General features: G+C 69.4%; 25 protein-coding genes and 1 other RNA gene. 7 read left to right on the forward strand and 19 right to left on the reverse strand.

The window, feature by feature from the left end; translation table 11 throughout:
• Window positions 1-13: 13 nt before the first annotated feature.
• The 6 genes from ACSEEN_RS11485 to ACSEEN_RS11510 are packed head-to-tail and all read right to left on the reverse strand — an operon-like array spanning window position 14 to window position 4,066.
• Window positions 14-802 carry an esterase/lipase family protein gene (locus tag ACSEEN_RS11485; protein ID WP_440713238.1) on the reverse strand — a complete coding sequence of 263 codons (789 nt, stop codon included), beginning with the start codon at window positions 800-802 and terminating at the stop codon, window positions 14-16.
• 13 nt (window positions 803-815) lie between these two features.
• Entirely contained in the window at window positions 816-1,580 is a 765-nt protein-coding gene (locus ACSEEN_RS11490; RefSeq protein WP_298442499.1) for an SDR family NAD(P)-dependent oxidoreductase, read from the reverse strand.
• Window positions 1,581-1,601: 21 nt separating this feature from the next.
• Window positions 1,602-2,126: a GNAT family N-acetyltransferase gene (locus ACSEEN_RS11495; RefSeq protein WP_298442508.1), complete on the reverse strand. Its 525-nt coding sequence runs from the start codon at window positions 2,124-2,126 to the stop codon at window positions 1,602-1,604.
• Window positions 2,123-3,205, reverse strand: a complete 1,083-nt coding sequence (locus ACSEEN_RS11500; protein WP_298442511.1) for an alpha/beta fold hydrolase — start codon at window positions 3,203-3,205, stop codon at window positions 2,123-2,125. Before ACSEEN_RS11500 ends, ACSEEN_RS11495 begins: the two co-directional genes overlap by 4 nt.
• Window positions 3,189-3,494: a hypothetical protein gene (locus ACSEEN_RS11505; RefSeq protein WP_298442514.1), complete on the reverse strand. Its 306-nt coding sequence runs from the start codon at window positions 3,492-3,494 to the stop codon at window positions 3,189-3,191. Before ACSEEN_RS11505 ends, ACSEEN_RS11500 begins: the two co-directional genes overlap by 17 nt.
• Window positions 3,494-4,066, reverse strand: a complete 573-nt coding sequence (locus ACSEEN_RS11510) for a QsdR family transcriptional regulator (protein WP_298442518.1) — start codon at window positions 4,064-4,066, stop codon at window positions 3,494-3,496. Before ACSEEN_RS11510 ends, ACSEEN_RS11505 begins: the two co-directional genes overlap by 1 nt.
• A gap of 150 nt (window positions 4,067-4,216) precedes the next feature.
• Between ACSEEN_RS11510 and ACSEEN_RS11515 the strand changes: the two genes are divergently transcribed.
• Both ACSEEN_RS11515 and ACSEEN_RS11520 read left to right on the forward strand, forming a co-directional pair.
• A complete protein-coding gene (locus ACSEEN_RS11515) occupies window positions 4,217-5,863 on the forward strand; it encodes a long-chain fatty acid--CoA ligase (protein ID WP_298442520.1) in 1,647 nt (548 codons plus the stop codon).
• Between the two features lie 459 nt (window positions 5,864-6,322).
• Window positions 6,323-7,567, forward strand: coding sequence for a neocarzinostatin apoprotein domain-containing protein (locus tag ACSEEN_RS11520; RefSeq protein WP_298442522.1), 1,245 nt, complete (start codon window positions 6,323-6,325; stop codon window positions 7,565-7,567).
• A 12-nt stretch (window positions 7,568-7,579) separates the two neighbouring features.
• On the opposite strand, the gene ACSEEN_RS11525 is transcribed toward ACSEEN_RS11520, so the two are convergent.
• Complete coding sequence (locus ACSEEN_RS11525; protein WP_371307011.1) at window positions 7,580-8,362, reverse strand: hypothetical protein; 783 nt, start codon at window positions 8,360-8,362, stop codon at window positions 7,580-7,582.
• 126 nt (window positions 8,363-8,488) lie between these two features.
• Between ACSEEN_RS11525 and ACSEEN_RS11530 the strand changes: the two genes are divergently transcribed.
• Together ACSEEN_RS11530 and ACSEEN_RS11535 are read left to right on the forward strand one after the other, a co-directional pair.
• A complete protein-coding gene (locus ACSEEN_RS11530) occupies window positions 8,489-9,676 on the forward strand; it encodes a DUF1214 domain-containing protein (protein ID WP_298442526.1) in 1,188 nt (395 codons plus the stop codon).
• Window positions 9,673-10,938 (forward strand): sulfotransferase, encoded by a 1,266-nt coding sequence (locus ACSEEN_RS11535; RefSeq protein WP_298442529.1) that lies wholly within the window; start codon window positions 9,673-9,675, stop codon window positions 10,936-10,938. The genes ACSEEN_RS11530 and ACSEEN_RS11535 overlap by 4 nt, the downstream gene beginning before the upstream one ends.
• Before the next feature lie 30 nt (window positions 10,939-10,968).
• On the opposite strand, the gene ACSEEN_RS11540 is transcribed toward ACSEEN_RS11535, so the two are convergent.
• From ACSEEN_RS11540 to ACSEEN_RS11585, 10 genes are all read right to left on the reverse strand, one after another.
• A complete protein-coding gene (locus ACSEEN_RS11540) occupies window positions 10,969-11,829 on the reverse strand; it encodes an SDR family NAD(P)-dependent oxidoreductase (protein WP_247864804.1) in 861 nt (286 codons plus the stop codon).
• 258 nt (window positions 11,830-12,087) lie between these two features.
• Window positions 12,088-12,461, reverse strand: a transfer-messenger RNA (tmRNA) gene (ssrA, locus tag ACSEEN_RS11545).
• Between the two features lie 127 nt (window positions 12,462-12,588).
• Entirely contained in the window at window positions 12,589-13,353 is a 765-nt protein-coding gene (locus ACSEEN_RS11550) for a hypothetical protein (RefSeq protein ID WP_298444570.1), read from the reverse strand.
• Entirely contained in the window at window positions 13,353-13,826 is a 474-nt protein-coding gene (gene smpB, locus ACSEEN_RS11555; protein WP_247864806.1) for an SsrA-binding protein SmpB, read from the reverse strand. The genes ACSEEN_RS11550 and smpB overlap by 1 nt, the downstream gene beginning before the upstream one ends.
• A gap of 117 nt (window positions 13,827-13,943) precedes the next feature.
• Entirely contained in the window at window positions 13,944-14,849 is a 906-nt protein-coding gene (gene ftsX, locus ACSEEN_RS11560; RefSeq protein WP_440713239.1) for a permease-like cell division protein FtsX, read from the reverse strand.
• A 9-nt stretch (window positions 14,850-14,858) separates the two neighbouring features.
• Window positions 14,859-15,545 (reverse strand): cell division ATP-binding protein FtsE, encoded by a 687-nt coding sequence (ftsE, locus tag ACSEEN_RS11565; protein WP_247864808.1) that lies wholly within the window; start codon window positions 15,543-15,545, stop codon window positions 14,859-14,861.
• A 115-nt stretch (window positions 15,546-15,660) separates the two neighbouring features.
• Window positions 15,661-16,182: an Rv3103c transmembrane domain-containing protein gene (locus tag ACSEEN_RS11570; RefSeq protein WP_298444575.1), complete on the reverse strand. Its 522-nt coding sequence runs from the start codon at window positions 16,180-16,182 to the stop codon at window positions 15,661-15,663.
• Window positions 16,175-17,038, reverse strand: a complete 864-nt coding sequence (locus ACSEEN_RS11575; RefSeq protein ID WP_247868080.1) for a mechanosensitive ion channel family protein — start codon at window positions 17,036-17,038, stop codon at window positions 16,175-16,177. Before ACSEEN_RS11575 ends, ACSEEN_RS11570 begins: the two co-directional genes overlap by 8 nt.
• Before the next feature lie 46 nt (window positions 17,039-17,084).
• A complete protein-coding gene (gene prfB, locus ACSEEN_RS11580; RefSeq protein WP_247864810.1) occupies window positions 17,085-18,203 on the reverse strand; it encodes a peptide chain release factor 2 in 1,119 nt (372 codons plus the stop codon).
• A gap of 30 nt (window positions 18,204-18,233) precedes the next feature.
• Entirely contained in the window at window positions 18,234-18,587 is a 354-nt protein-coding gene (locus ACSEEN_RS11585; RefSeq protein WP_298444578.1) for a hypothetical protein, read from the reverse strand.
• Window positions 18,588-18,607: 20 nt separating this feature from the next.
• On the opposite strand from ACSEEN_RS11585, the gene hisN reads away from it, so the two are divergent.
• The gene (gene hisN / locus ACSEEN_RS11590) at window positions 18,608-19,411 is read left to right on the forward strand and encodes a histidinol-phosphatase (RefSeq protein WP_440713240.1); all 804 of its coding nucleotides are present in this window, start codon (window positions 18,608-18,610) and stop codon (window positions 19,409-19,411) included.
• A gap of 52 nt (window positions 19,412-19,463) precedes the next feature.
• Here hisN and ACSEEN_RS11595 read toward each other — a convergent pair whose 3' ends face one another.
• Window positions 19,464-20,123 (reverse strand): MBL fold metallo-hydrolase, encoded by a 660-nt coding sequence (locus tag ACSEEN_RS11595; RefSeq protein ID WP_247864813.1) that lies wholly within the window; start codon window positions 20,121-20,123, stop codon window positions 19,464-19,466.
• Window positions 20,124-20,228: 105 nt separating this feature from the next.
• Window positions 20,229-20,744 carry an NINE protein gene (locus tag ACSEEN_RS11600; RefSeq protein ID WP_247864814.1) on the reverse strand — a complete coding sequence of 172 codons (516 nt, stop codon included), beginning with the start codon at window positions 20,742-20,744 and terminating at the stop codon, window positions 20,229-20,231.
• 143 nt (window positions 20,745-20,887) lie between these two features.
• On the opposite strand from ACSEEN_RS11600, the gene ACSEEN_RS11605 reads away from it, so the two are divergent.
• Both ACSEEN_RS11605 and ACSEEN_RS11610 read left to right on the forward strand, forming a co-directional pair.
• Window positions 20,888-22,264 carry an acyl-CoA dehydrogenase family protein gene (locus ACSEEN_RS11605; protein ID WP_440713241.1) on the forward strand — a complete coding sequence of 459 codons (1,377 nt, stop codon included), beginning with the start codon at window positions 20,888-20,890 and terminating at the stop codon, window positions 22,262-22,264.
• A complete protein-coding gene (locus ACSEEN_RS11610; protein WP_440713242.1) occupies window positions 22,264-23,481 on the forward strand; it encodes an acyl-CoA dehydrogenase family protein in 1,218 nt (405 codons plus the stop codon). The genes ACSEEN_RS11605 and ACSEEN_RS11610 overlap by 1 nt, the downstream gene beginning before the upstream one ends.
• The last annotated feature ends 149 nt before the right edge of the window (window positions 23,482-23,630 follow it).

Consider the following 23,630-nt stretch of genomic DNA (forward strand, 5'->3'; position numbering starts at 1 on the left):
GACGGCCCGGGCGTCAGCGTCCCGGATAGGCGTACCGCATCCAGCGTGGCGGGCGGAACGGCGCGGGCGACTCGGCCGCGGGCAGCGCCAGACGATCGGCGATCGCCCACACCGTCGGCAGATTGTGCCCGAACCCGAAGTGACTGCACAGCACCTCGATGTTCTCGGCCATCGGTCCCGGGTTGTCCCGGCACGCCTGCCAGGCGACGATGCCGTCGGTCCGGCTGTAGAACGCGGTCGACGGCATCGGCAGCGGCGGCGCATCGGCCTCCAGCGGCAATTGCAGATCGGTGACGTGGAAGCGGCGCAGCAGGTTGTACAGGTGCCGGGCGTTGCTCTGGCTGTGGCGCTCCAGTTTGATCGGGCTGCCGAGGGTGATCACCTGCCGGATCATCTCCGGTGTCTCCCGGGCCAGTTGGCGGGCATAGATGCCGCCGAGGCTCCACCCGATCACCGACACCGGGGCCTGGTGGCGCTCGTAGACCTCGGCGAGCCGGTCACGCATGCCCGCGGTGATCTTGGCGCTCGGCCCGATGTTGACGCCGAGCCTCCACCCGTAGGTCGGATAGCCGAGGCGGCGCAGGGTCTGGCGCAGCGGCACGGTGGCGACGTCGGCGGTGCCCAGCCCGGGCAGCACCAGAATCGGCTGCAGGTCGTCGCTCACCGGGGCGGCCAGCATCGCCGGCCAGGTCGACAGGTAGGTCGCGAACTCCATGGTCGCGCGCGGGCCGTCGGACGCCCACCTCAGGAGTCTCGGCGATTTGACGTTGCTGCCGGACAGTTTGGACACCGTCGTGGTCATGATCGGTCCTTTCTCAGCTGACCAGCATGCCGCCGTCGATCGGCAGCGTGACCCCGGTGAGGTAGCTGCTCGCATCGCTGGCCAGGAACAGCAGCGCCGGGTCGAGCTCGCCCACACCTCCGAGGCGCCCGAACAGGGTGCGCGGCATCACGTAGCGTTCCAGCACGCCCTCGTCGAACTCCGCGGTCATCTCCGAATCGAAGTAGCCGGGGGCGAGGGCGTTGACCCGGATACCCTTGCGCGGCGTCCACTGCTGCGCCAGGTCGCGGGTCAGGCCGATCACCGCGGCCTTGCTCGCGCTGTAGGCCGCCTGCGGCATCAGGACGCTGGTGATGCCGAGGATGCTGGCGAGGTTCACGATCGACGACCCCGGCTGCATCACGCGCGCACAGGCCTGCGCCATGTAGAAGGTGCCGTTCAGGTTCACGTCGATCACCTGGCGGAACTCCGCCGGATCCTCCCGGGTGGCCGGCACCGAGCTGGCGATCCCGGCGTTGTTCACCAGGATGTCGACCTTCCCGAATTCGGCGATCGCGGCCTCGACCGCGGCCGTACATGCGGCCGGGTCGGACACGTCGCAGCCGACCGGCAGCGGCCTGCGGCCCAGAGCCCGCACCGCGTCGGCGGTCTCGGCGAGCCGGTCGGTGCGGCGCGCGGCCAGCACCACGTCGGCGCCGGCCTCGGCGAGCGCCTTCGCGAAGCCCACGCCGAGGCCGCTGGACGCACCGGTCACCAGCGCCACCTTGCCGTCAAGCCGGAACTTGTCCAGAACTGTCATGCTTCTTCCTCGTTTCGTCGCTCAGACCAGTTCATCGGCGATGCCGGTGTAGGCCATGGTGTTCATGCCGTCTTCGATGTGATGCGCCAGCACCAGCAGGTCGTGGGTATCGCCGTCGCGCGTCTTCAGGTGATCGCGCAGCAGTGCCTCGCCGGTGAAGCCGAGCCTGCTGAACAGCGCCACCGCCCCCTCGGCGTCGGTCGGCAGTTCGATGACGATCTTGGTCACCCCGTCGCTGAACGCCGAGCGCATCGCCTCCTTGGCCAGTTCGGCGCCGTACCCGCGGCCGCGCGCGTCGGCGGAGACGACGAGGCGGAGCTCGCCGACGTGGTTCGACCAGCCGGGCAACCGGTGCACGGTCGCGTAGCCGAGCAGCCGGCCGTCGTCCTCGCAGGCCCACCGGTAGTCCGAGCCGGCCAGCAACTGATCGAAGAGGCCCGGATCGGTCAGGTCTTCGCGGATCAGGGTGCGGTCGCGTTCGGACAGGCTCCCCCACAGCGTCCGCAGCGCCTCGCCGTCGGTGTCCGTCAACTTCCGGATGGTCATACCAGCGCCTCGCTCTGCTTCTTCAGGAACTCGATGATCGTGGGGATGGTCGTCTTGGCGGCGGTCCGGCCGACGACCAGCCCGATGTGCCCACCGCGCAGGCACAGCTCGGTCTTCTGCTCGGAACCGATCAGGTCGAGCACCGGCCGCGCCGCGTCCAGCGGCACGATGTGGTCCTTCTCGCCGAGCACCGCCAGGAAGGGGACGGTGACGTCCTTCAGGTCGATCCGGTCGCCGCCGAGCACCACGTTCCCGCGCATCAGCGCGTTGTCGCCCATCAGGCCCAGCAGCTGCCGCGCGGTGGCGCCCGCGAGGGGCACGTGATCGGTCGCCCAGCCGTTCATCGCCTGGTACGCGGCGACGTAGTCGTCACTCCACAGCTTCTCCAGCAGGTCGACGTAACCGGTCACCTCGGCCACGGGTTTGAGACTCCGGAAGGCGCTGAAGACGACGTTCGCCGGGATGTTGCCGTCGTCGCCGAGTATCTCGTCCACGTCGGCGGCGGTGCCGCCGCCGAACGCGTCGCGCAGCGGCATCCGGTCGAAGTCGACGGGACAGGCGACCACGGTGTGGCTGCGGATCGGTGCGTCGGGATGGTGCGCGCCGTGCATCAGGGTCAGATCCCCGCCGAAGCAGTAGCCGAGGATATTGACCTCACCGGAGTGCGAGCGGCGGCACACCTCACGGATCGCGGCCGGGATGACGCCGTCGACGTAGTACTCGAGGCCGTTGCGGGCGTCGCGCTCGTCGGCCTCGCCCCAGTCGATCAGGTAGACGTCGAATCCCGCCTTGAGGAGATGTTCGATGAAGCTGTTGCCGGGCGTCAGGTCCAGGATGTACGCGCGGCTGAACAGCGAGAACACGATGAGCAGCGGCGGGCCGTGGGTCACGTCGTCGTTCCGGTAGCGGTACAGCGTGGCCCGCCCGTTGCGCCAGACCGGGTCGCGCGGCGTCACCCCGGTCGGCGGCTCGGACGCGCCGACGGCCATCTTGATCCCGTTGCGGGCCCGCAGGGCGTTGCGCTCCACCTCCTGCCGAACCCGGTCGACGATGCCGCGCGGGTCAGGAATCAGTGCCATCGCCGGCCTCCTTCTCGGTGGCGCGCTCCGCCAGTTCCAGACGCAGGCGACGAATCTCGTAGTCCAGTTCACCGATCTGGCGCCGCAACCGGCGCACATCGCTGCCCGCGGGCAGATTCACCGTGTGCAGCACGTCGGCGGCGACGTTCTCGAAGACTCGGCCCGCCCGTTTGCGCAGCTTCATCGCCGTGGTGGCGACGTCACTGAACCCGTCCGAATGGACCAGGTCCTCGATCACCGGGGTGGCCCGTTTCTCGATCGTGTCGTACAGCCCGCGCAGCGAGACCATCAGCTCCTCCTCAGACCTTCGTGAACACCCAGCAGTGCGGCGCACGCCTGCCGGACCTTGGCGGGATCGGGACTCTCCCCGGCGAGCGCGTCGGCGTACACGAACGACTCGGTGATGCGCAGCAGCACGTACGCGGTGTCGTGCGGCGGCAGCACGACGGCCAGCCGCCCGGCCTCCACCTCGGCCGTCACCTCGCCTTCGATGCGGTCGACGATCCGGCCCGCGACGCCGCCGGCGCGCCTGGTGACCACGCGGAGCGCCCGGTCCGGCTCGCGGCACAGGAAGTCCATGAACGGCGCCGAACGCACCGAACTCGTCGCGAACCGCCCCATCGCGTCGGCGATGCGCGCACCGCCGGGACCGGTGGCGCGCGCGAACGCGTCGTCCAGCGCGGCGGCGGCCATCGTCCAGATCACCTCGCCGAGCAGCCGGTCGCGATCCTTGTAGCGGCGGTACAGGGTGCTGCGGTTGATGCCGGCCGCCGTCGCGAGAGCACCCATGTCGATCCGGCCCGACTCGACAAAGGCGCGGCGCGCCAGGACCACCACATCGGGCGACTGCACTGTGGTCATGCGCACCTCGTCTCACCGTCCCGGCGTCTGCGACATTCGGCGATTTTGTTGCAGTCCGCTCCGCCCTCACCACGGTAACGGATACCGTGAGGTAGCTCACTGAGATGGCCCGATTGCCGAGGGCCTCACCCAACGAAGGAGTCCGCACACATGATCCAGTCGACGATGCAGGAAGGCGCGCTGACGATCTCCAGCCTGCTGGAGCACAGCCGCAAGTTCTTCCCGGAGGCCACCGTCAGCACGTGGACCGGATCGGGACTGCGCACCGAGTCGTTCAGCGAGATCGGCGACAACGCCGCGCGGGTGGCGAACGCGCTGGCGAAACTCGGCATCGGCATCGGCGACCGGGTCGCCACGTTCATGTGGAACAACAACGAGCACCAGGCCCTCTACGCCGCCATTCCCTCGATGGGCGCCGTCCTGCACACGCTCAACCTGCGGCTCTCACCCGAGCAGGCGGTGTTCATCATGAACCACGCCGAGGACAAGGTGGTCTTCGTCGATGCCAGCGTGGCCCCGCTCCTGCAGAACTATGTTCCGCAGGTGCCGTCGGTGACCGACGTCGTCGTCGTGAACGGCCCCGCCGACGCGTTCAGCGCGCCCGAGGGCGTCACCGTGCGCGCCTGGGACGACCTGCTCGAGGGCGAATCGACCGAGTACGACTGGCCCGAGCTGGACGAGCACGCCGCTGCGGCCATGTGCTACACCTCCGGCACCACCGGCGACCCCAAGGGCGTCGTCTACTCGCACCGCTCGATCTATCTGCATTCGTTCCAGGTGATCTCCACCGCAGGCATGGCACTGGCGAACTCCGACCTCGCGCTGGTGATCGTGCCGATGTTCCACGCGATGAGCTGGGGCATGCCGTACGCGGCGATGATGGCCGGCGCCAGCCTGCTCCATCCGGACCGCTTCCTGCAGCCCGAGCCGCTGCTGGCGATGATGAAGGAGGCCCGGCCGACGATGGCCGCGGCCGTGCCCACGATCTGGTCCGGCGTCGCCGCGCTGCTCGAATCCCATCCGCAGGACATCTCGCACCTGCGCAGCGTCACCGTCGGCGGCTCGGCCGTCCCCCCGTCGATGGTGCGCAAGTTCGACGAGTTCAACGCGCCGATCGTCCATGCGTGGGGCATGACCGAGACCTCCCCGCTGGGCTCGGTCGCCCATCCGCCGGCCGACGTCACCGACCCGGAAGAGGCCTTCCCGTTCCGGATCACCCAGGGCCGCTTCCCGGCCGCGGTGGCCGCCCGCATCGTCGACTCGGACGGCAATGTGCTGCCGAACGACGGGGTGACCAGCGGCGAGCTGGAGGTGTCCGGCCCGTGGATCACCGGCTCGTACTACTCGCCCGAGGGGAACGTGTCCGATCCGTCGAAGTTCCACGACGGCTGGCTGCGCACCGGTGACGTGTCCACCATCAGCCCGCAGGGGTACATGACGATCGTCGACCGCACCAAGGACATCATCAAGACCGGCGGCGAGTGGATCTCCTCGGTCGACCTGGAGAACGTGATCGCCGGCCACCCGGAGATCCTCGAGTGCACCGTGATCGGCGTGCCCGACCCGAAGTGGGATGAGCGGCCGTTCGTGCTGGCCGTCACCACCGAGGGCTCGACGCTCGACGTGCCCACGATGCGCGCATGGCTCGAGGAGCGGGTGCCGCGCTGGCAGGTGCCCGAGCGGTGGTCGTTCGGCGAGGAGGTCCCGAAGACGTCGGTCGGCAAGTTCGACAAGAAGAAGGTCCGCCAGGCGTACGCCGACGGACTGTACGAGGTGATCAACGGTCTCGAACTCTGACACTCGGCGACGGCATTCTCAGCAAACCCCCAGACCGGCCGCCGGACTGGGGGTTTGCGCTGGTCACAGGCCCGCAGCACCGGAAGCGAACACCGGATGTCCGGACCGGATGTGATCTGTATCCCTGCGGCGGCCGCCCGGCGCCGCTAGATTCGTAGTCGTACAAACAGATGAACGAGAGGAACTGATCTCCATGTTTGACCAGCAACTCTGGGCTCTGATCCAGGACAACCCGCAGGTTCTCGAGACGCTCCTTCACGTCTTCTCCGGCACCAAGTAGCCGGTTGCCAGAAGAGGCCCCGACCGCCGTCCGGCGATCGGGGCCTTTTCACGTAGCGACGGATTCGGGCCATGTTTGCTGCATACCGGGACAGATCCCGGCCCGAAGAGGATGATTCGCCGCGACCTTGCCTATGCTTACCTCGATCAGGAGAACTCTTGCCGCGAGGAGACAGAAGTATGCGTCCGCAGTCCACCCCTGGGCTCGTTCGGCGGTTGTCCCTCGTGCTGGTGGCGTTCTTGCTGGGCGTGCTGACCGTCGCCGCCGGGCCCGGTCCGGTCGCCGCCGAGCCCGCCGCGGGCGCCGCGCTGACCGTGACACCGTCGACCGACCTGAACGCCACCGACACCGTGACGGTGTCCGGCCGCGGCTTCGCGAAGAACACTCCGCTGCTGGTCATGGAGACCATCGCGCTGCCCAACACGGGTATCCCGGTCGCCCACTCCGGCCGCACGCGGGTGACCACCGACGCCCAGGGCGGATTCTCGACCACGCTCTCGGTGCGCCGCAGCTTCGCGCGGATCGACTGCGGCAAGACCCGCTGCTTCGTCACGACCATCCCGGCTCGGGCCCGCGGCGCCGACCGCAGCCAGATCCGGTCGACGCCGATCTCCTTCCGCACCGGCACCGCTCCCACGCTGGTCGTCACCCCGCACACCGATCTGCGCGCGGGCACCCAGGTCACGGTCGCCGGCAGCGGGTTCGCCAAGGGCCGCGCACTGCAGGTGGCGCAGACCGTCGCCCGGCCGATCGCCGGACGGCCCGTGCTGCACGCCGACCCGGTCACGGTGACGCCGGATGCGCGCGGCCGGTTCACCACGACCCTCAAGGTCTATCCGAAGATCCACGACGTCAACTGCCTCAAGGTGCCCTGCTTCATCGCCGCCTACCCGGCCGATCCCGCCGCCGTCGCGCAGCGCAACGACGCGTGGGCACCGATCGCGTTCGATCCCTCGGACACGACGATGCTGGCCGTCGACCGGCCGCAGATCCTGCAGTCGGAGACCGCCAAGATCGACATCACCGGCGCGCAGCCGCTGGACCGCTACCTGATCAAGGTGGACGGCCCCGACGGGCTGAGCGCGCAGCCGTTCGTGGTGGCCGATGAGCACGGCAACGCCACGGTGCTGCTGATGTCCGACTTCGACCAGGGCCTGGGTTCCTACCGCGTGCACTTCACCAACGAGCGCTCGGGCAATGTGACCGAGATCGGGTTCACCGTCGGCACCAACGCCCTGTTCAATCCGGCCGAGGACAGTGGCACGGTGACGCCGGAGAAGCTCGCGGTTCCCACGGTGCAGATCCAGCCGCTGCCGGCGAACCCCGCCGATTCCGGGCCGACCTGGAACTGGGTCCTGATCAGCATCCTCATCGCCGTCACGCTGGTGATCTTCGGCGTCGTCGGTTGGTTCGCGCGCGACTGATCCGTTCCGCGTCTATCCGGTGGTGGCGGCCGGCTGCCACGGTCCGGTGCGCGCCAGCACCGCGCCGGCGATCGACATGATGATCACCAGGATGCAGGTCACCAGGATCAGGTAGCCGCCCGCGCCGGTCGCGAAGTCGTAGTGCGACATGATGTAGTCGTTCGATCGGGTGTCGGACACCAGGGTGGTGTCGTCGGGCCGCGCCACGAAGTAGCCGATCGCGGCGGTGGCGAGAGCCGCGAAGACGGCGTCCACGATGAAGAACGCGCGCCGTCCCACATTGCACAGGATGAACACGGCGCCGAGCAGCGTCGGCACCAGCAGGATGACCGGGATGATGGCGACCATCAGCAACGACGCCGAAGCGCCGTCGTAGAGTTCGAGCGCCGGTCCCTGGTGCGTCCACCGGCCCCAGCCGTCGGCCGTGGACGCCACCCCGCTCGCGTGCGGCGTGATCAGGGTGAAGTTCAGGAACCCGAACGCGATGACCAGCAGCCAGGCGACGATCGTGAGACCGCCGAGGATACGCGTCAGACCGGTGTTGAGCTTCGGCCGCTTCATCGGTGCGAACTGGGGTGCGTACGCCGGGTACGGGGCCGGAGTTCCGGCTTGCGGATACGTCTGCGACGCGGGCGCGGAGCCCTGGGGTGCATAGCCCTGCGGGGCGTGACCGGGCGGGGCGTAGCCGGGCGGGGCGTAGACCTGCTGCGACGGAATGGGCGGCTCCACCGACGGCGGTGCCTGCGTCTCCCCCTCGGACTGTTCGTGCGGGCCGTTCTGCTGCGCGTCGGTCATCGCCGTCGCCCCCCTGTCGTGTCGATCGATGCGAGACGTTCGCGTCGATGGTAGTCATCGCGTCCCGGAATGCCCGCGTTCTGACACACTCGATCGCAGGACATGCTCGACGATGAAGGACCGACCATGAACGGACGGACGCTGGCGACGGGTGCGCTCGGCGGATTCAAGAAAGCCCGGCTGACCTGGCTGCGGCTGCGCGGCCAGACCCCGGAGAGCGTCGCCGAGCAGCGGGTGGTCAGCGGGACGTCGTGGGACGAGTTCTGCGACACCCTGAAGGCGGCGGGCGCCGCGATCGTCTTCCCCGGCACCCCGGCCGATCCCCTCACCCAGGCCGAGGGCTACCGCTATCTGAGCCGGCTCACGCGCGCCGGGCTGGAGGCGTTCGTCGAATACGGCGACGTCCGGGCGCCGGTCCTGCGGCGGATGGTGCACGAGACCGCGAAGATGGGCTCGGACAACCCCGACAACTACTACATGAACGCCTCGATCGACGGCGGGCTGGAGTACCTGATCACCGGGACCCGCGGCACCGTCGACTACCTCGGTTTCGGCACGCAGGCGGGCGACTACGGCCAGGGCGGCCAGATGCCGACCACCGGCTACGTCGAGGCCACCGAACTGGAGATCGGCGACGACGGCCGGTTCGAGCTGGTCGTCAGCGCCCGCGAGCATCCCGGAAACTGGCTGCCGATGACGCCGGAGACCGGGTTGCTGATCGTGCGGCAGACCTTCGCCGACCGCACCACGGAGGTGCCGGCCGAGCTGTCCATCGAACTTCTCGACGGCGCGCAGGCACCGGCGCCGCTGACGTGCGCGCAGGTCGACGCCGGTCTGGGCAAGGCGAGCCTGCTGGTCGCCGGGGCGTCGATGCTCTTCGCGAAGTGGGCGAAGGAGTTCGCCGGGCACGCCAACGAACTGCCGATGTTCGACCCGGACCGTTCGCTGAAGGCCGGCGGCGATCCGAACATCGTCTACTACCACTCCTACTGGCGGCTGGCGCCGGACGAAGCCCTGGTGATCGACGCGCAGGTCCCCGACTGCGAGGGCTGGAACTTCCAGCTCGACAATCACTGGCTGGAATCGCTCGACTACCGGTACCACCGGATCCACGTCAACAAGCACACCGCGGAGTACCGGGCCGACGGGAGCGTGCGGATCGTCGTCGCCCACACCGATCCGGGAGTGCCCAACTGGATCGAGACCACCGGGCACGAGTGCGGCGCCATGAGTTTCCGGTGGATCAAGGCCGCCTCGCACCCGCAGCCGCGTACCCGGGTGGTGCCGGTGGCCGACGTGCCCGGTCTGCCGTGACCTTCCAGCCCTTCCAGCGCCGTCCGATCGCCGCTCTCAACGCGGCGGGGCGGCTGCTGGCACGACGCGGCGCGACCGTCGACCTCGGCGCGGACGCGCTGCGGCGACGAGCCACCGCGGCGACCGGTCTGCCCTGGCCCGACGACCCCGACGTCGATGAGGCGCTCGACATGCTGACCTCGTCGATCATCGACGAGGCGCACCTGAGCTTCTTCGGTTCGCTGGTGATCCGGGCCCGGCTGCACGGGTTGCTCACCACCAGACTCCGGGTGGCCGCGCTGGTGGCCGCCCACCCGGAGATCACCGAGATCCCGATCGAACCACCGATCGTGATCGCCGGGCTGCAGCGCAGCGGCACGACGATGCTGCACCGGCTGATCGCCGCCGATCCGGACGTGCGCGCCGTGCAGTCGTGGGAGGTGGTGCACCTGCTGCCCGGCAGGCGCGAGAAGCCGGGCCGGCCGCGGCTGCGGATCGCGCAGACCCGCGCCGCCGAATGGGCGCTGCGGTACCTCAATCCGCGGTTCTTCGCGATCCACGCGGTGGAGGCCGACGGTCCCGAGGAGGACGTCCTGCTGCAGGAGTACTCGCTGCTCTCGCAGGTCCCCGAGGCCATGCTGCGCGTGCCGTCGTACGCGCGGTGGCTCGCCGGGCAGGACATGCACGCGTCATACGAGTACCTGAAGCTGCTGCTCCAGGTACTCGCCCGGCAGGACCACCGGCCGCGCTGGGTGCTCAAGACCCCCGCGCATCTGGAACATCTCGACGTGCTGCTCGACGTGTTCCCGGGCGCGGTGATCGTGCAGACGCATCGCGACCCGGTGCGCACCACGGCGTCGTTCTCGTCGATGCTGGCCCACGGACATTCGATGTTCTCCGACGAGGTCGACGCCGAGGCGGTGGCGCGGCACTGGCTCGCCCGGAACGTCGACATGGTGAACCGGGCGCTCGACGTCCGCGAGCGGCGGCCCGAGGTGTTCCTCGACGTGCGGTACGACGACCTCGTCGCCGACCCGATGGCCCAGGTCGCGCGGATCTACGACGCCGCGGGCTTCCCGCTGACCGACGAGGTGCGCTCCGAGATGGCCGAGCACCGGGAGTCGCACGCCCAACACGCGCACGGCGTGCACCGGTATTCGCTGGCGGAGTTCGGCCTCACCGAGGACGAGGTGTCGCGGGCGTACGCACGCTACCGGTCGTACTTCCCCACGACCGCCGATCCGCCGGCCGAGCCGCCCCGCGCCCCGCAGGGCGAGGGGTGAGTCGAAGCCAAACCGCTCGAACCCGGAGGCTCAGAGCCCGGACGACACCCCCGTCAACTCCTCCGCCCGAGCCCACAGCCGCCCGGCCAGCGCGTAGTCGCACGCCGTGCGCGACCGGCCGAGGAGCACCGGCTCGCCGCGCAGCGTCCACAACCCGTCGACCCCGACGTAGCTGCCGGGCGGGATCGGCTCGGCGAGGCAGTAGAGGGTGGTCGCGGCGCCCGCGTCCTCGTCGTTCGCGAGGAGTCCGGCCGTGCCGCGCACCGCGCGATGGGCCCAGCCGAAGCCGGGTTTGCTGGAGATGTTGGTGGCCACCCAGCCGGGGGTCGTGAGCATCGCCCGCACCGGCGACCCGGCCGCCCGCAGGCGCCGGTCCAGTTCCAGCCCGAACAGCATCACCGCGAGCTTCGATCGCCCGTACGCGCGGGCCGGATTCCAGCGGGCCCGGTCGAGGTCGAGGTCGCCGGGGTCGAGGGTGGCCGCCTTGTGCGCGTCGGATGCCACGCACACGATCGTCCGGGTGACCTGCGGGAGCAGCAGTGTGGTGAGCGCGAACGGGCCGAGGAAGTTGGTGCCGATCGCGATCTCGAAGCCGTCGGCGGTGTGGTCGTGCCGGTGCGGGAACATTCCGGCGTTGTTGATCAGGTGGTCGACGTCGCCGTCGATCCGCCCGGCGAAGTCGCGCACCGAGTCGAGATCGGCGAGGTCGAGGTGCTCGACGATGCAGTCGCCCCCGAACTCCGCGGCCCGCTGCCGTCCGAGCTCGGCGTCGCGCACGGCGAGCGTCACCCGGACCCCGGCCCCTGCGAGTGCCCGCGCGGTGGCCATCCCGATCCCGTGCGTCGCCCCGGTCACGATCGCCCGCTGTCCCCGCAGTTCGCTCAGGTTCATGGTCGTCTCCCCTCCACTCCTCCACCCGCCCGCCCGTTTTCCGATCCGGCGCGCCGCGGGCCCGCCGCTTCGCGACACTCGGCCGCCGGCCGCGACACTCGGGCGAGACGCGACACCTGCGGGCGTCGCTCTTCGGGCGGTTGTCGCGGATTCCGACCGACTGTCGCTTTCCGGGGCCGACCCACCCAGTATCGACGGTTCTGCCCGTTCGCGGGACGGAAACGGCCCCTCACCCGAGTGGGTGAGGGGCCGGTCCTTCGGTGGAGCTGCCGGGAATTGAACCCGGGTCCTCCGTCACTTCGGTAGGGCTTCTCCGTGTGCAGTCCGCTCCGTCTCTACTTGGATCTCCCGGTCTCACGAACAAGCCGGGATGACGATCCCAGTCGCTGTTGGATGTCCCGTCCCCGCCCGCGACCGGCGAACGACGGTGAGTTCCCTAGCTGATGCCGGCATCCGGATCCGGGAACAGAGATCCGGGCCGACAGACTAGCCTCGCTGATCAGGCAGCGAGAGCGTAGTCGCGCTGATTGGTATCGGCGCTTAATTGGTTGCTGCGACGCTTACGGTGGTCTCTAGCCTGCACCGACACGCTTCCCCTACCTCGATGCACGTAGTCGAAACCGATCAGCCCCGAGGTAGCCCGCCGCTTTGACGGACTACCTATGGTAACGCGATCGCCCCGAGAATTCATCCCGATATTCAGCGGGTGGTTCCCCACGATGATCGAGCAGAGTCCGCGACGATCGAGCGAAGTCGAGATCAGCCGATCTGGAGCAGCGCCGAATCGCCGGGGGCCAGCTCCACCGAGAGGCGGCCGGCGGCCGAGCGGTACCGGTCGCCGGTCCACAGGTCGGTGGCCGGAACGGAGTCGTCGCCCGCCAGATTCAGGTCGGCGATCGCCACCGAGCGCACGACCGGCTCATCACCGGTGTTGGTCAGCGAGACCAGCAGCCCGGTGGTCCCGATCGCGCGGGAGAAGACGCCCGGGTCGCCGGCGACGCGGGCACCGGCCGCCGGGCGCTGGTCGCGGGCGACGGCCAGCACCGCCGGGTTGATGAGCAGCGGCAGGTTCTCCTCGGGCAGAGTCGCCGAGGCGTCCCCGGAGACGGTGAGCGGGTGGCCGGACATCACCGCCCGGGTCAGCGCGGTCCGCAGGCCGGTCTGCGGCTGGGCGGCGTCGACGGCGTCGCGTACGCGCTCGTCGTCGGTGCGGACCGTCCAGAGCGACATGCCGTGGTCGGCGACGTAGTCGCGGTCGTCGTCGGTGATGAGGCGCGGGTCGCCGTCGCAGGCGAGGTAGATGTCGCGGTAGCCGGCCTGGGCCAGCCGGCGGCCGGCGAGGACGTCGACAGTGGCGCGCACGTCACCGGACGTGACCAGGCAGCCGTCGGGCACGGCGATCAGCCAGCCGGGCGGCGGCGGTGCGGCGCGGTGCTCCCGCGCCGGCTTCTCGCCGCAACCGGTCAGTACGGCCAGGCCTAGCAGCGCGACGAGCACCGCCACGAGCGCGCGCCGCACGGCCATCACATGCCCTTGACGCGCCGGCCGAGTTCGCGCTCCACCTCGCGCTTGGCGGTCCGTTCGGCGATGTCGCGGCGCTTGTCGTGCGCCTGCTTGCCGCGGGCCAGCGCGAGCTGCACTTTCGCGTAGCCGTCGGTGAAGTGCATGTCGAGCGGCACCAGCGTGAGGTTGCCGTCCTGCAGCTTGCCGATCAGCTGGTCGATCTCGCCGCGGTGCAGCAGCAGCTTGCGCTTACGGCGCACCGGATGGTTGGTCCACGACCCGTGGCCGTATTCGGCGATGTGCAGCGCGTGCAGCCAGATCTCGCCGTCTTCGACGGTCGCGAACGCGTCGACCAGCGACGCCTTGCCGTCGCGCAACGCTTTCACCTCGGTGCCCTGCAGCACGATCCCCGTCTCGTACTCGTCGAGGATGGTGTAGTTGTGCCGCGCCTTCCGGTTGGTGGCGATCACCGACCGGCCCTTCTCCCTGGGCACCGCAGACTCCTTCTCTGATCGCAGTGTTGCGCAATGCGCAACGATGGACGACTGAAGGCTGTTCTTTCCGGTGACGGCCTCCGGCCGAAACCCCGAACCTCCTCCGTCGGATCGGCGTTACTCCCGGACGTAGACCCGCAGCGTGCCGTACGCGGTGATACCCGCGAGCACGACGCCGGTCAGCAGCAACCACGGGGAGACGTACCAGACGTCGGCCGTCGTGATGCGTGCCAGGATGTTCACACCGTAGAGGTCGCCGAGCGCTTTGTCGAAGAAGAAAACCTTCGCGGCGAACAGCCCGCCGATGGCCAGGAGCGCACCGACGATCGCGGCGAGCACCGCTTCCAGCAGGAACGGCAGCTGGGTGTACCAGCGGGTGGCACCGACCAGCCGCATGATCGACACCTCGGTGCGTCTGGTGTACGCCGCGATCTGCACCGTGTTCACGATCAGCAGGATCGCGGCCACGGCGAGCACGGCGGCGATGGTGAACGCGGCGTTGCGCGCGCCGTCGAGCACGCTGAAGATACGTTTGACCAGTTCGCGCTGGTCGAGGACACCGTCTATGCCCTCCGCCGTGCGGAACTTGTCGAGGATCCGGCCGAACTGTTTCGGGTCGGAGACGCGGACGCGCAGCGCCGCCTGGAACGAGTCCGGGCTCATCAGCTCGGCGATCTCCGGGTTGTCCTGCTCCCAGGACTTCTTCGCCGCCTCGAACGACTGCTGCCTGCTGATATAGGTGACCGAGGCGACGCCGGGCTCGGCCTCGATCTCCTTCTTCACCACCGCACACGGGTCCTCGGTGCAGTTGGTGTCCCGGGCGCTGACGTCCTTGTTGATGAAGAACTGCATCTCGACGCGGTCGAGGAATATCTTCTGGCTCTTGTCGGCCATCTGGATCACCAGGAGGCCGCCGCCCAGCATGCCGAGGGTCACCGCGGTGGTGAGCACCATCGCCACGGTCATCGTGAGGTTCCGCCGGAAGCCGGTGAAGACCTCACTCAGAATGAATCCTGCTCGCATCTTCGCCTCCTAGCCGATCCCGTAGACGCCGGTCTCGTCGTTGCGCACGAGCCGTCCGTTGTCGAATTCCATGACCCGCCGGCGCATCGAGTCGACGATGTGCCGGTCGTGGGTGGCCATCACCACCGTGGTGCCGCGCCGGTTGACGCGGTCGAGGACCTCGACGATCTCCTCGGAGGTCTCCGGATCGAGGTTGCCGGTCGGCTCGTCGGCGAGCAGCACCGCCGGCCGGTTGACGATGGCGCGGGCGATCGCGACGCGTTGCATCTCGCCGCCGGACAGCTCGTGCGGCATGCGATCGGCCTTGCCGGACAGGCCGACGTACTCCAGCACCTCGGGCACGGTTTCGCGGATCGTCGACGCCGGCTTGCCGATCACCTCGAGGGCGAACGCGACGTTGGCCGCGACGTCCTTCTGCTGGAGCAGCCGGAAGTCCTGGAAGACGCAGCCGATGGACTGGCGCAGCTTGGGCACCATGCGCGCCTTGATCTTGTTGACGTGGAAGTCGCCGACCCAGACGTCGCCGGCCGTCGGCCGGTCCTCTTTCAGGAGAAGACGGAAGAAGGTCGATTTGCCCGACCCGGACGGTCCGATCAGGAACGCGAACTCGCCGCGGTCGATGTCGAGGGTGAGGTCGGACAGGGCGGGCCGGCTGGACTTCGGGTACTGCATCGTCACGTCGGACAGCTTGATCACAGCACGGAGTCTAACGACGCCGCCTGAGAGTCCCGCTCAGGCGGCGCCGGGGCGTGCCGATCGCGGCGACGCATGATCTCGACTTCGCGGGCCCCGAGACCCCATCCCCCGCGCTCTAGCCGGAAGGCAACGTCTCCGTCGCACCGGCCCGCGGCGCGGGTGACGACGACGTCGGCGGCGCACTGCTCGACGGCGTCGTGGGACGCACGCCCGGGATCAGATCGCGCCAGTTCCCGGACGACGTCGACGTCTCCGGTCCGCCGGTGGACGGCGATTCGGACGGCTCCGAACTGCTGGTGCTCGGCGGCGTGCTCGACGGCTCCACACTGCGGCTCGGCTCGGTCGTCGGGGCCGGCGTGGTGGCCGCGGGCCGCGGCTGGTGTGGCTGCGGGATGGTCCCGTAGTGGCTCGCGGAGAACAGGTACAGGATCATGCCGCCGATGAACACCGCGACCAGCAGCACCGTGGTGGTGCGCACCCGGGTCCGGTAGATGTGGCTGACCCGCCGCCAGCGGTCGCGCCACTTGTGCGGCGCCTCCTCGGCGACGGCCGTCTTCTTGGCCTCGACGGTCTCGCCCGGCGCGGCGGTCGCGATCCCGTCGTCGCCGGTCTCCGGTGCCGAACCGCCGTCACTCATCGCCACCCCCGTTCGTGTGGCCGTTGGTGGTCGCCGTGACGATGATGCCGTTGCGGGCGAGCGCCTGCACGATCTTCACGCGCAGCGCGCGCCCCACCTCGAACTGCTTGCCCGGCAGGGTCCGCGCGACCATGCGCACGGTCACCGCGTCGAGTTCCAGGTCGGTCACGCCGAGCGGGGTGGGGGCGTCGAGCAGCAGCTTGTGCCAGGCCGGGTCGGCGAAGAACTTCTCACCCACGTCACGCAGGACGTCGGTGGCCACGGAGATGTCCGCGTCGGCAGGGACGGGGACGTCGACGACGGCCCGCGCCCACTCGCGCGACAGATTGTTCACCTTGATCACCTGGCCGTTCGGCACGGTGATCAGCTCGCCGTCGCTGGTGCGGAGCTTGGTGGCGCGCAGCGTCACGTCCTCGACCGTGCCCTCGGCAAGCGCCGAGGAACCGACCGTGAGCCGGACGATGTCGCCGTAGCCGTACTGGTGCTCGGCCACCACGAAGAAGCCCGCGAGCACGTCCTGCACCACCCGCTGCGCACCGAAACCCAGCGCGGCGCCGATCACCGCGGTCGGACCCACCAGGCTGGAGGTCTTGATGTTCAGCAGCTCCATGACCTGCAAGAAGACGATCACGCCGACGACGGCGACCAGCGTCCACACCACCACGTCGACCAGGGCACGCCGATGTTTGGCGTCCTCGGTCTGCACGATCGCGTCGGAGTGATGGAACTTCCGGTCGACCCGGGCCTCGTACCTGTCGGCGATCCACCGGAGGAACCGGGCGATCAGGATGCCGCCGACGATCCAGAGCATGATCGCCAGACCGCGCGTGGCCAGCTGCTCCTCGAGATAGGCCATCCACTCGGGCAGCCCGAGCGCCGTGCTCAGGTGTGTGGCACCGGGATTAGGACTCGCCATCGTCGTCCATCCGCCAGCGGATGCCGGCCTCGATGAACTGATCCAGGTCGCCGTCGAGCACCTGCGTCGGATTGTTGCCCTCGACGCCGGTCCGCAGGTCCTTCACCATCTGGTACGGGTGCAGCACGTACGACCGCATCTGGTTTCCCCAGCTCGCGCCGGTGTCGCTCTTGAGGGCGTCCATCTGGGCCCGCTCCTCCTGACGTTTACGCTCGAGCAGCTTGGCGGCGAGCACGCGCATGGCCGACGCCTTGTTCTGCAGCTGGCTCTTCTCGTTCTGGCAGGTGACGACGATGCCGGTCGGGATGTGCGTCAGGCGCACCGCCGAGTCGGTGGTGTTGACCGACTGACCGCCGGGCCCGGACGACCGGTAGACGTCGACCTTCACCTCGTTCTCGTCGATGTCGATGTGGTCGGTGGTCTCCACCACCGGCAGCACCTCGACCTCGGCGAACGACGTCTGGCGGCGGCCCTGGTTGTCGAAGGGGCTGATCCGCACCAGGCGGTGGGTGCCCTGCTCCACCGAGAGGGTGCCGTACATGTAGGGCGCGTGGACCACGAAGGTGGCCGACTTGATGCCTGCCTCCTCGGCGTAGCTGGTGTCGTAGACCTCGACGGAGTAGTCGTGCTGCTCGGCCCAGCGGATGTACATGCGCATCAGCATCTGCGCCCAGTCCGCGGCGTCGACGCCACCGGCGCCGGACCGGATGTTCACGACGGCCTCGCGCGAGTCGTACTCACCGGCCAGCATGGTGGTGACCTCGAGCGCCTCGATCTCCTTGCGCAACTGCGCGCGCTCGGCGTCGGCGTCGGCCTGCGCCTGGGTCTGCGCGTCGCCCTCCTCCATCTCGACCAGCTCGTAGAGCACGGGCAGGTCGTCCAGGCGGGAGCGCAGGTCGGTGACGCGGCGCAGCTCGGCTTGCGCCCGCGACAGCCGGCTGGTGACCTGCTGCGCGTGGTCCTGGTCGTTCCACAGCTCGGGGTCCGAGGCCTGCATCTCCAGCTCGGAGATCCGGCTGCGGAGCTCGTCCGGATCCACCACCTTCTCCACCGTGGTGAGCGTGGTGTTCAGGGCGTCGAGATCAGCGGAGACATCGGGGTGCACAGCATGCCAGCGTACCGACTCGCGGCGTGCCTACCCCTCCAAGGTGCCGAATCGCCAGCTCGTCGCCGTCTTGCCCGGCTTGTAGATCACCGGCTTGTCGTCGCCGATCTTCGGCTCCTGATCGGCCGGTCCCAGCGCGAGAGTGCCGTACACCTCGGTCGGTGCGGTCTGCGGGCCGACGATGGTGCCGGTGAAGGTGAAGTACGCCTGCTCGTTCTTGTCGCGGGCCCCGGCCCCGCTGACGCCGGTGATGGTGAGCGTTCCCGCCGCGTAGCCCGCGCCGGGGGCGCCCTGCGCGAATCCTCGGCCGGACCGGCGCGCCAGCATCATGACGAGCGTCGCGACGAGCAGGATGATGAACGCAACCGTGAACCAGGTCCCCATGCCGTCTACCCTAGGTGATCATGGATTCCACCCCGCCCGGCGACGATGCCCGCACCGCGGATCTGCACCTGGCGCTGCGTCTCGCGGACGCTGCCGATGCCCTCACCACCGACCGGTTCGGCGCGATCGACCTGCGCGTCGACAGCAAGCCCGACCTGACCCCGGTGACCGACGCCGACCTGGCCTGCGAGCGCCTGCTGCGCGATCTGCTCGCCGCCGAGCGCCCCGCGGACGCCGTTTTCGGCGAGGAGTTCGGCGGCGACGCGGTGCCGGGTGGCCGCCAGTGGGTGATCGACCCGATCGACGGCACCAAGAACTTCGTGCGCGGCGTCCCGGTGTGGGCCACCCTGATCGCGCTCCTGGACGACGGCGTCCCGGTGGTGGGCGTGGTCAGCGCACCCGCCCTGCGCCGACGCTGGTGGGCGGTGTCCGGGCAGGGCGCCTTCGCCGCGGTCGGCGGCGGCGAGCCGCGCCGCCTCGGCGTCTCGCAGGTCGGCGATCTGGCGGCGGCCTCTCTCTCGTTCGCGAGCCTGTCCGGCTGGGCGGACCGCGGGATCCGTGACGAGTTCATCGACCTGACCGACGCCGTGTGGCGGGTCCGCGGCTACGGCGACTTCTTCAGCTACTGCCTGCTGGCCGAGGGCGCCCTGGACATCGCGACCGAGCCGGAGGTGTCGCTCTGGGACCTCGCGCCGCTCGACGTGCTGGTCCGCGAGGCGGGCGGACGGTTCACCGCACTCGACGGCACGCCCGGGCCGGCCGGCGGCAGCGCCGTCGCCACCAACGGCCTGCTGCACGACGAGGTTCTCGCCGCCCTGCGGTAGCGCGCGGAGAATCCGTCCTCCGCCGGATGCCGAAAGCGGTCCACGGCGGAGGTCAGAACTCCCGGGACTCCCCCGGTGCGATGATCACGAACTCGGTCCCCTCGGGTTTCATCTCGTCGATCCGGGCGTTGTGGATCGCCCGCCCGGCGTCGGACTGCACGCCCTGGTGGATCGGGAACGCCGCCCGCGGCGCGGCGCCGCGCAGATAGTCGACGGCCTCGCTGAGCTTCATCCACGGTGCGGCGGCCGGGAGCGCGAGCACGTCGACCCGCTCGAACGGGATGTAGTAGCTGTCGCCGGGGTGCATGAACGCCGCGGGGCGGCCGGGGGCGTCGAGCAGGTACACGGTGTTGTCGACCACCGGGAGTTCAGGGTGGATCACCGCGTGCCGCCCGCCGGACCCCCGCACGGTGACGTCGCCGAGCACGACGCTCTCCCCGGGCCGCAGGACCGACCAGTCCCCCGCCGCACCGCCGGAGTTCAGCTGCGCGGCGGTCTGCGGATCGGCGTAGCGCACCGCCCCCGGGTTGGCCGCGACGAGCGCGGGCAGCCGCGCGGTGTCGGCGTGGTCGGGATGCTGATGAGTGATGAGGACGGCATCGAGACCGGTGAGGCCCTCGAAACCGGAGGAGAAGTTGCCGGGGTCGAAGAGGATCGCCGTTCCGGCGAGTTCGACGAGGACGCACGAGTGACCGAATGAGGTGACCTTCATGTCCTCGATCCTGCCAAAGACCGGCGCGGAGGGGCGGTGAAAAGAAGCCGCCGCGATCCTCCCCGAGGGGACGATCGCGGCGGCTGCCGGTACAGAGGCGGGGTGTCAGCCGCGCAGGGCGCGCCCGTCGCTGTCGGGGACCTTGCGGAGCACGATCAGGATGAAGTCGATGATCGTCCAGATGCCCAGACCACCGCAGGTCAGCAGCTTGGCGACGCCGAGGCCGGTCTGCCCGAGGTAGAAGCGGTCGACACCGAGGCCGCCCACGAAGAACGAGAGCAGCGTCGCGGTCAGCCATTCCTTGTCCGAGAACAGGCCCGGGATGTTGCCGGCCTCGAACCAGCCGCCGCCCTGGGCATCGCGGACCTGCGAGTTCGAGCGGACGCGGCCGTCGAGCGTGAAAGAACGCAGATCCTGGACGCCGAGCGGGCCGACTTCCTGGCCGTTGAGGGCGAGGATGTAGCTGCCGCTGCCCGCGTTCACCGGACTCGCGGCGAACTGCGGCTGGCCGTAGCCCTGCGGGTAGCCGGGCGGCGGGCCCTGGGGAGCGCCCTGGTTCGGGTGGCCCTGCGGCTGGCCCTGGGGACCGTTCGGCGGCGGACTGTTCGGCGGTTGCGTCATGCGAGAAAGAATAGAGTCTGACCCATCACCCCGCCAGAGGGGACACCCTCGACATCGTCCTTACCGCGGAGTAAGGTCGTTCTTACCGCGGAGTAAGATCCGCTTCCGAAACCCGTCTCACCAACGTCGAGAGAAGTGCAGGCATGACCGAAAAGACCGCACCCCGCGCCCCCCGGGACACCACCTCCGTCGGCGCCCAGCAGCACAAGCGCAGCCCGATCGGTGCCGCGATGCGTGCGCTGACCGCCGTCACCGGTTCCGAGTTCGCCGACAAGTACAAGTTGCGCGAGCCGATCAACCGCGTCGCGTACGAGGCCACCAAGACCGGCTTCAAGACCCTCGGGGCGGCGAACCGCGCGTTCGCGCCGAAGCCCGGCGGCGGCGACCCGCAGCGCCCGGTGATCGCGTCGAAGGGGTACTTCAACCTCACTCCCGACGACGAGCAGGCGATGATCGCCGAGACCGTCAAGGACTTCGCGACCGAGATCCTCCGGCCTGCCGCTTACGAGGCCGACAAGAACGCTACCGCCCCGGACGACATCGTGTCCCGCTCCGCCGAGCTCGGCATCACGATGATCAACGTCCCGGAGGCCTTCGACGGCGCCGCGGCCGAACGCGGCGTGGTGACCAACGCACTGGTCGCCGAGGCCATGGCGTACGGCGACATGGGCCTGGCCTTGCCGTTGCTCGCCCCGAGCGGCGTGGCCACCACACTGACCAACTTCGGCAGCGACGGCCAGCAGCAGACCTACCTCCCTGACTTCGCCGGCGACCAGGTGCCCGCCTCCGCGGTGGTCATCGCCGAGCCGCGCCCGCTGTTCGACGCCTTCGATCTGAAGACCAAGGCCACCCGGGTGCCCAGCGGCTACCGCCTCGACGGCGTCAAGAGCTTCGTGCCGAACGCCGGCGGCGCCGAATTGTTCCTGGTCGGCGCCATGCTCGACGGGCGGCCCGCATTGTTCATCGTCGAGTCCGACAGCGCCGGGCTGTCCGTCGAAGCCGATCCGGGGATGGGCCTGCGCGCCGCCGGAATGGGCAGGCTCATCCTGGAGAACGTCGCGGTGCCGGCCACCGCCATCCTCGGCGAGCAGGAAGGCGACGCCGCAGAGGTCGCCTACGCCGACGTCGTGCGGCTGTCCCGCCTGGGCTGGTCGGCGCTGGCCGCGGGCACCGCCCAGGCCGTCGTCGACTACGTGATCCCCTACGTCAACGAGCGCGAGGCCTTCGGCGAGCCGATCTCGAACCGCCAGGCGGTGGCGTTCATGGTCGCCACCATGGCCACCGAAACCGACTCGATCCGTCTGGTGACGCTGCGCGGCGCGTCGCGCGCCGAGCAGGGTCTGTCGTTCGCCCGCGAGGCCGCACTGGCCCGCAAGCTCACGATCGACAAGGGCCTGCAGATCGGTCTGGACGGCATTCAGCTACTCGGCGGCCACGGCTTCACCAAGGAGCACCCGGTGGAGCGCTGGTACCGCGACCTGCGCGGCGCCGGCATCGGCGAGGGAATCGTGGTGCTCTGATGGCGATCAACCTCGAACTCCCGAACAAGTTCGCCGCGAACATCGACCAGGCCAAGCAGGCCGCACTGCAGGTGTTCCGGCCGATCTCCCGTAAGTACGACCTCGCCGAGCACGAGTACCCCGTCGAACTCGACACCCTCGCGGCCCTGTACGACGGCCTGGCCGACGCCGGTGCCGCCGGTGCCGGCGCCGCGGGCGGGCGCGGTGACGAGAAGAAGGAACGGCCCGAGGGTGCCGTCGCCAACGGCGGCAACATGTCGGCGATCCTCAATTCGATGTGGGCCTCGTTCGGCGACGTCGGCCTGATGCTCACCATCCCCTACCAGGGCCTGGGTAACTCGGCGATCGCCGCCGTCGCCACCGACGAACAGCTCGAGCGTTTCGGCAAGGTGTGGGCCGCGATGGCGATCACCGAGCCCAGCTTCGGCTCGGACTCGGCGGCCGTCACCACCACCGCGCGGCTCGACGGCGACGACTACGTGATCAACGGCGAGAAGATCTTCGTCACCGCCGGATCACGTGCCACCCACATCGTCGTCTGGGCCTCGGTGGATCGTAGCCTCGGCCGCGCCGCGATCAAGAGCTTCGTGGTTCCGCGCGAGCATCCGGGCGTCACCATCGTCCGGCTCGAGGAGAAGCTCGGCATCCGGGCGTCGGACACCGCGGTGATCCGCTTCGAGGACTGCCGTATCCCGAAGGACAACCTCCTCGGCTCGCCCGAGGTGGACGTCAAGAAGGGCTTCGGCGGCGTGATGCAGACCTTCGACAACACCCGCCCGCTGGTGGCCGCGATGGCCGTCGGCGTCGCGCGGGCGTCGCTCGAGGAGCTTCGGCGACTGCTCGAAGAGGCCGGCCTGGAGATCGACTACGACCGTCCGGCCGCCGATCAGCCAGCCGCCGTCGCCGAGTTCATCCGGCTGGAGTCCGACTGGGAGGCAGGCTATCTGCACACCCTGCGCGCGGGGTGGATGGCCGACAACAAGCTGCCCAACTCGCTCGAGGCGTCGATGAGCAAGGCCAAGGCCGGCCGCACCGGCACCGACATCACCAACAAGGCCGTCGAGCTGGCCGGCACCCTCGGCTACTCCGAACGCACGCTGCTGGAGAAGTGGGCCCGCGACTCGAAGATCCTGGACATCTTCGAGGGCACCCAGCAGATCCAGCAGCTCATCATCGCCCGGCGCGTGCTGGGCAAGTCGAGCGCCGATCTCAAGTAGCGCCGCTTCGCCGTCGACGACGCCCGGTCCGCCTCATCACGGACCGGGCGTCGTTGTGTTTCCGGTCACTTTCTGGGTATCGTTCCGATCATAGTGAAACATCGTTGTTTCACTGTGCTTTCATACCCGTGTCTACAAGGGGAACCAGA

The organism is Gordonia marina (genome assembly GCF_052036135.1).
GTDB lineage: Bacteria > Actinomycetota > Actinomycetes > Mycobacteriales > Mycobacteriaceae > Gordonia.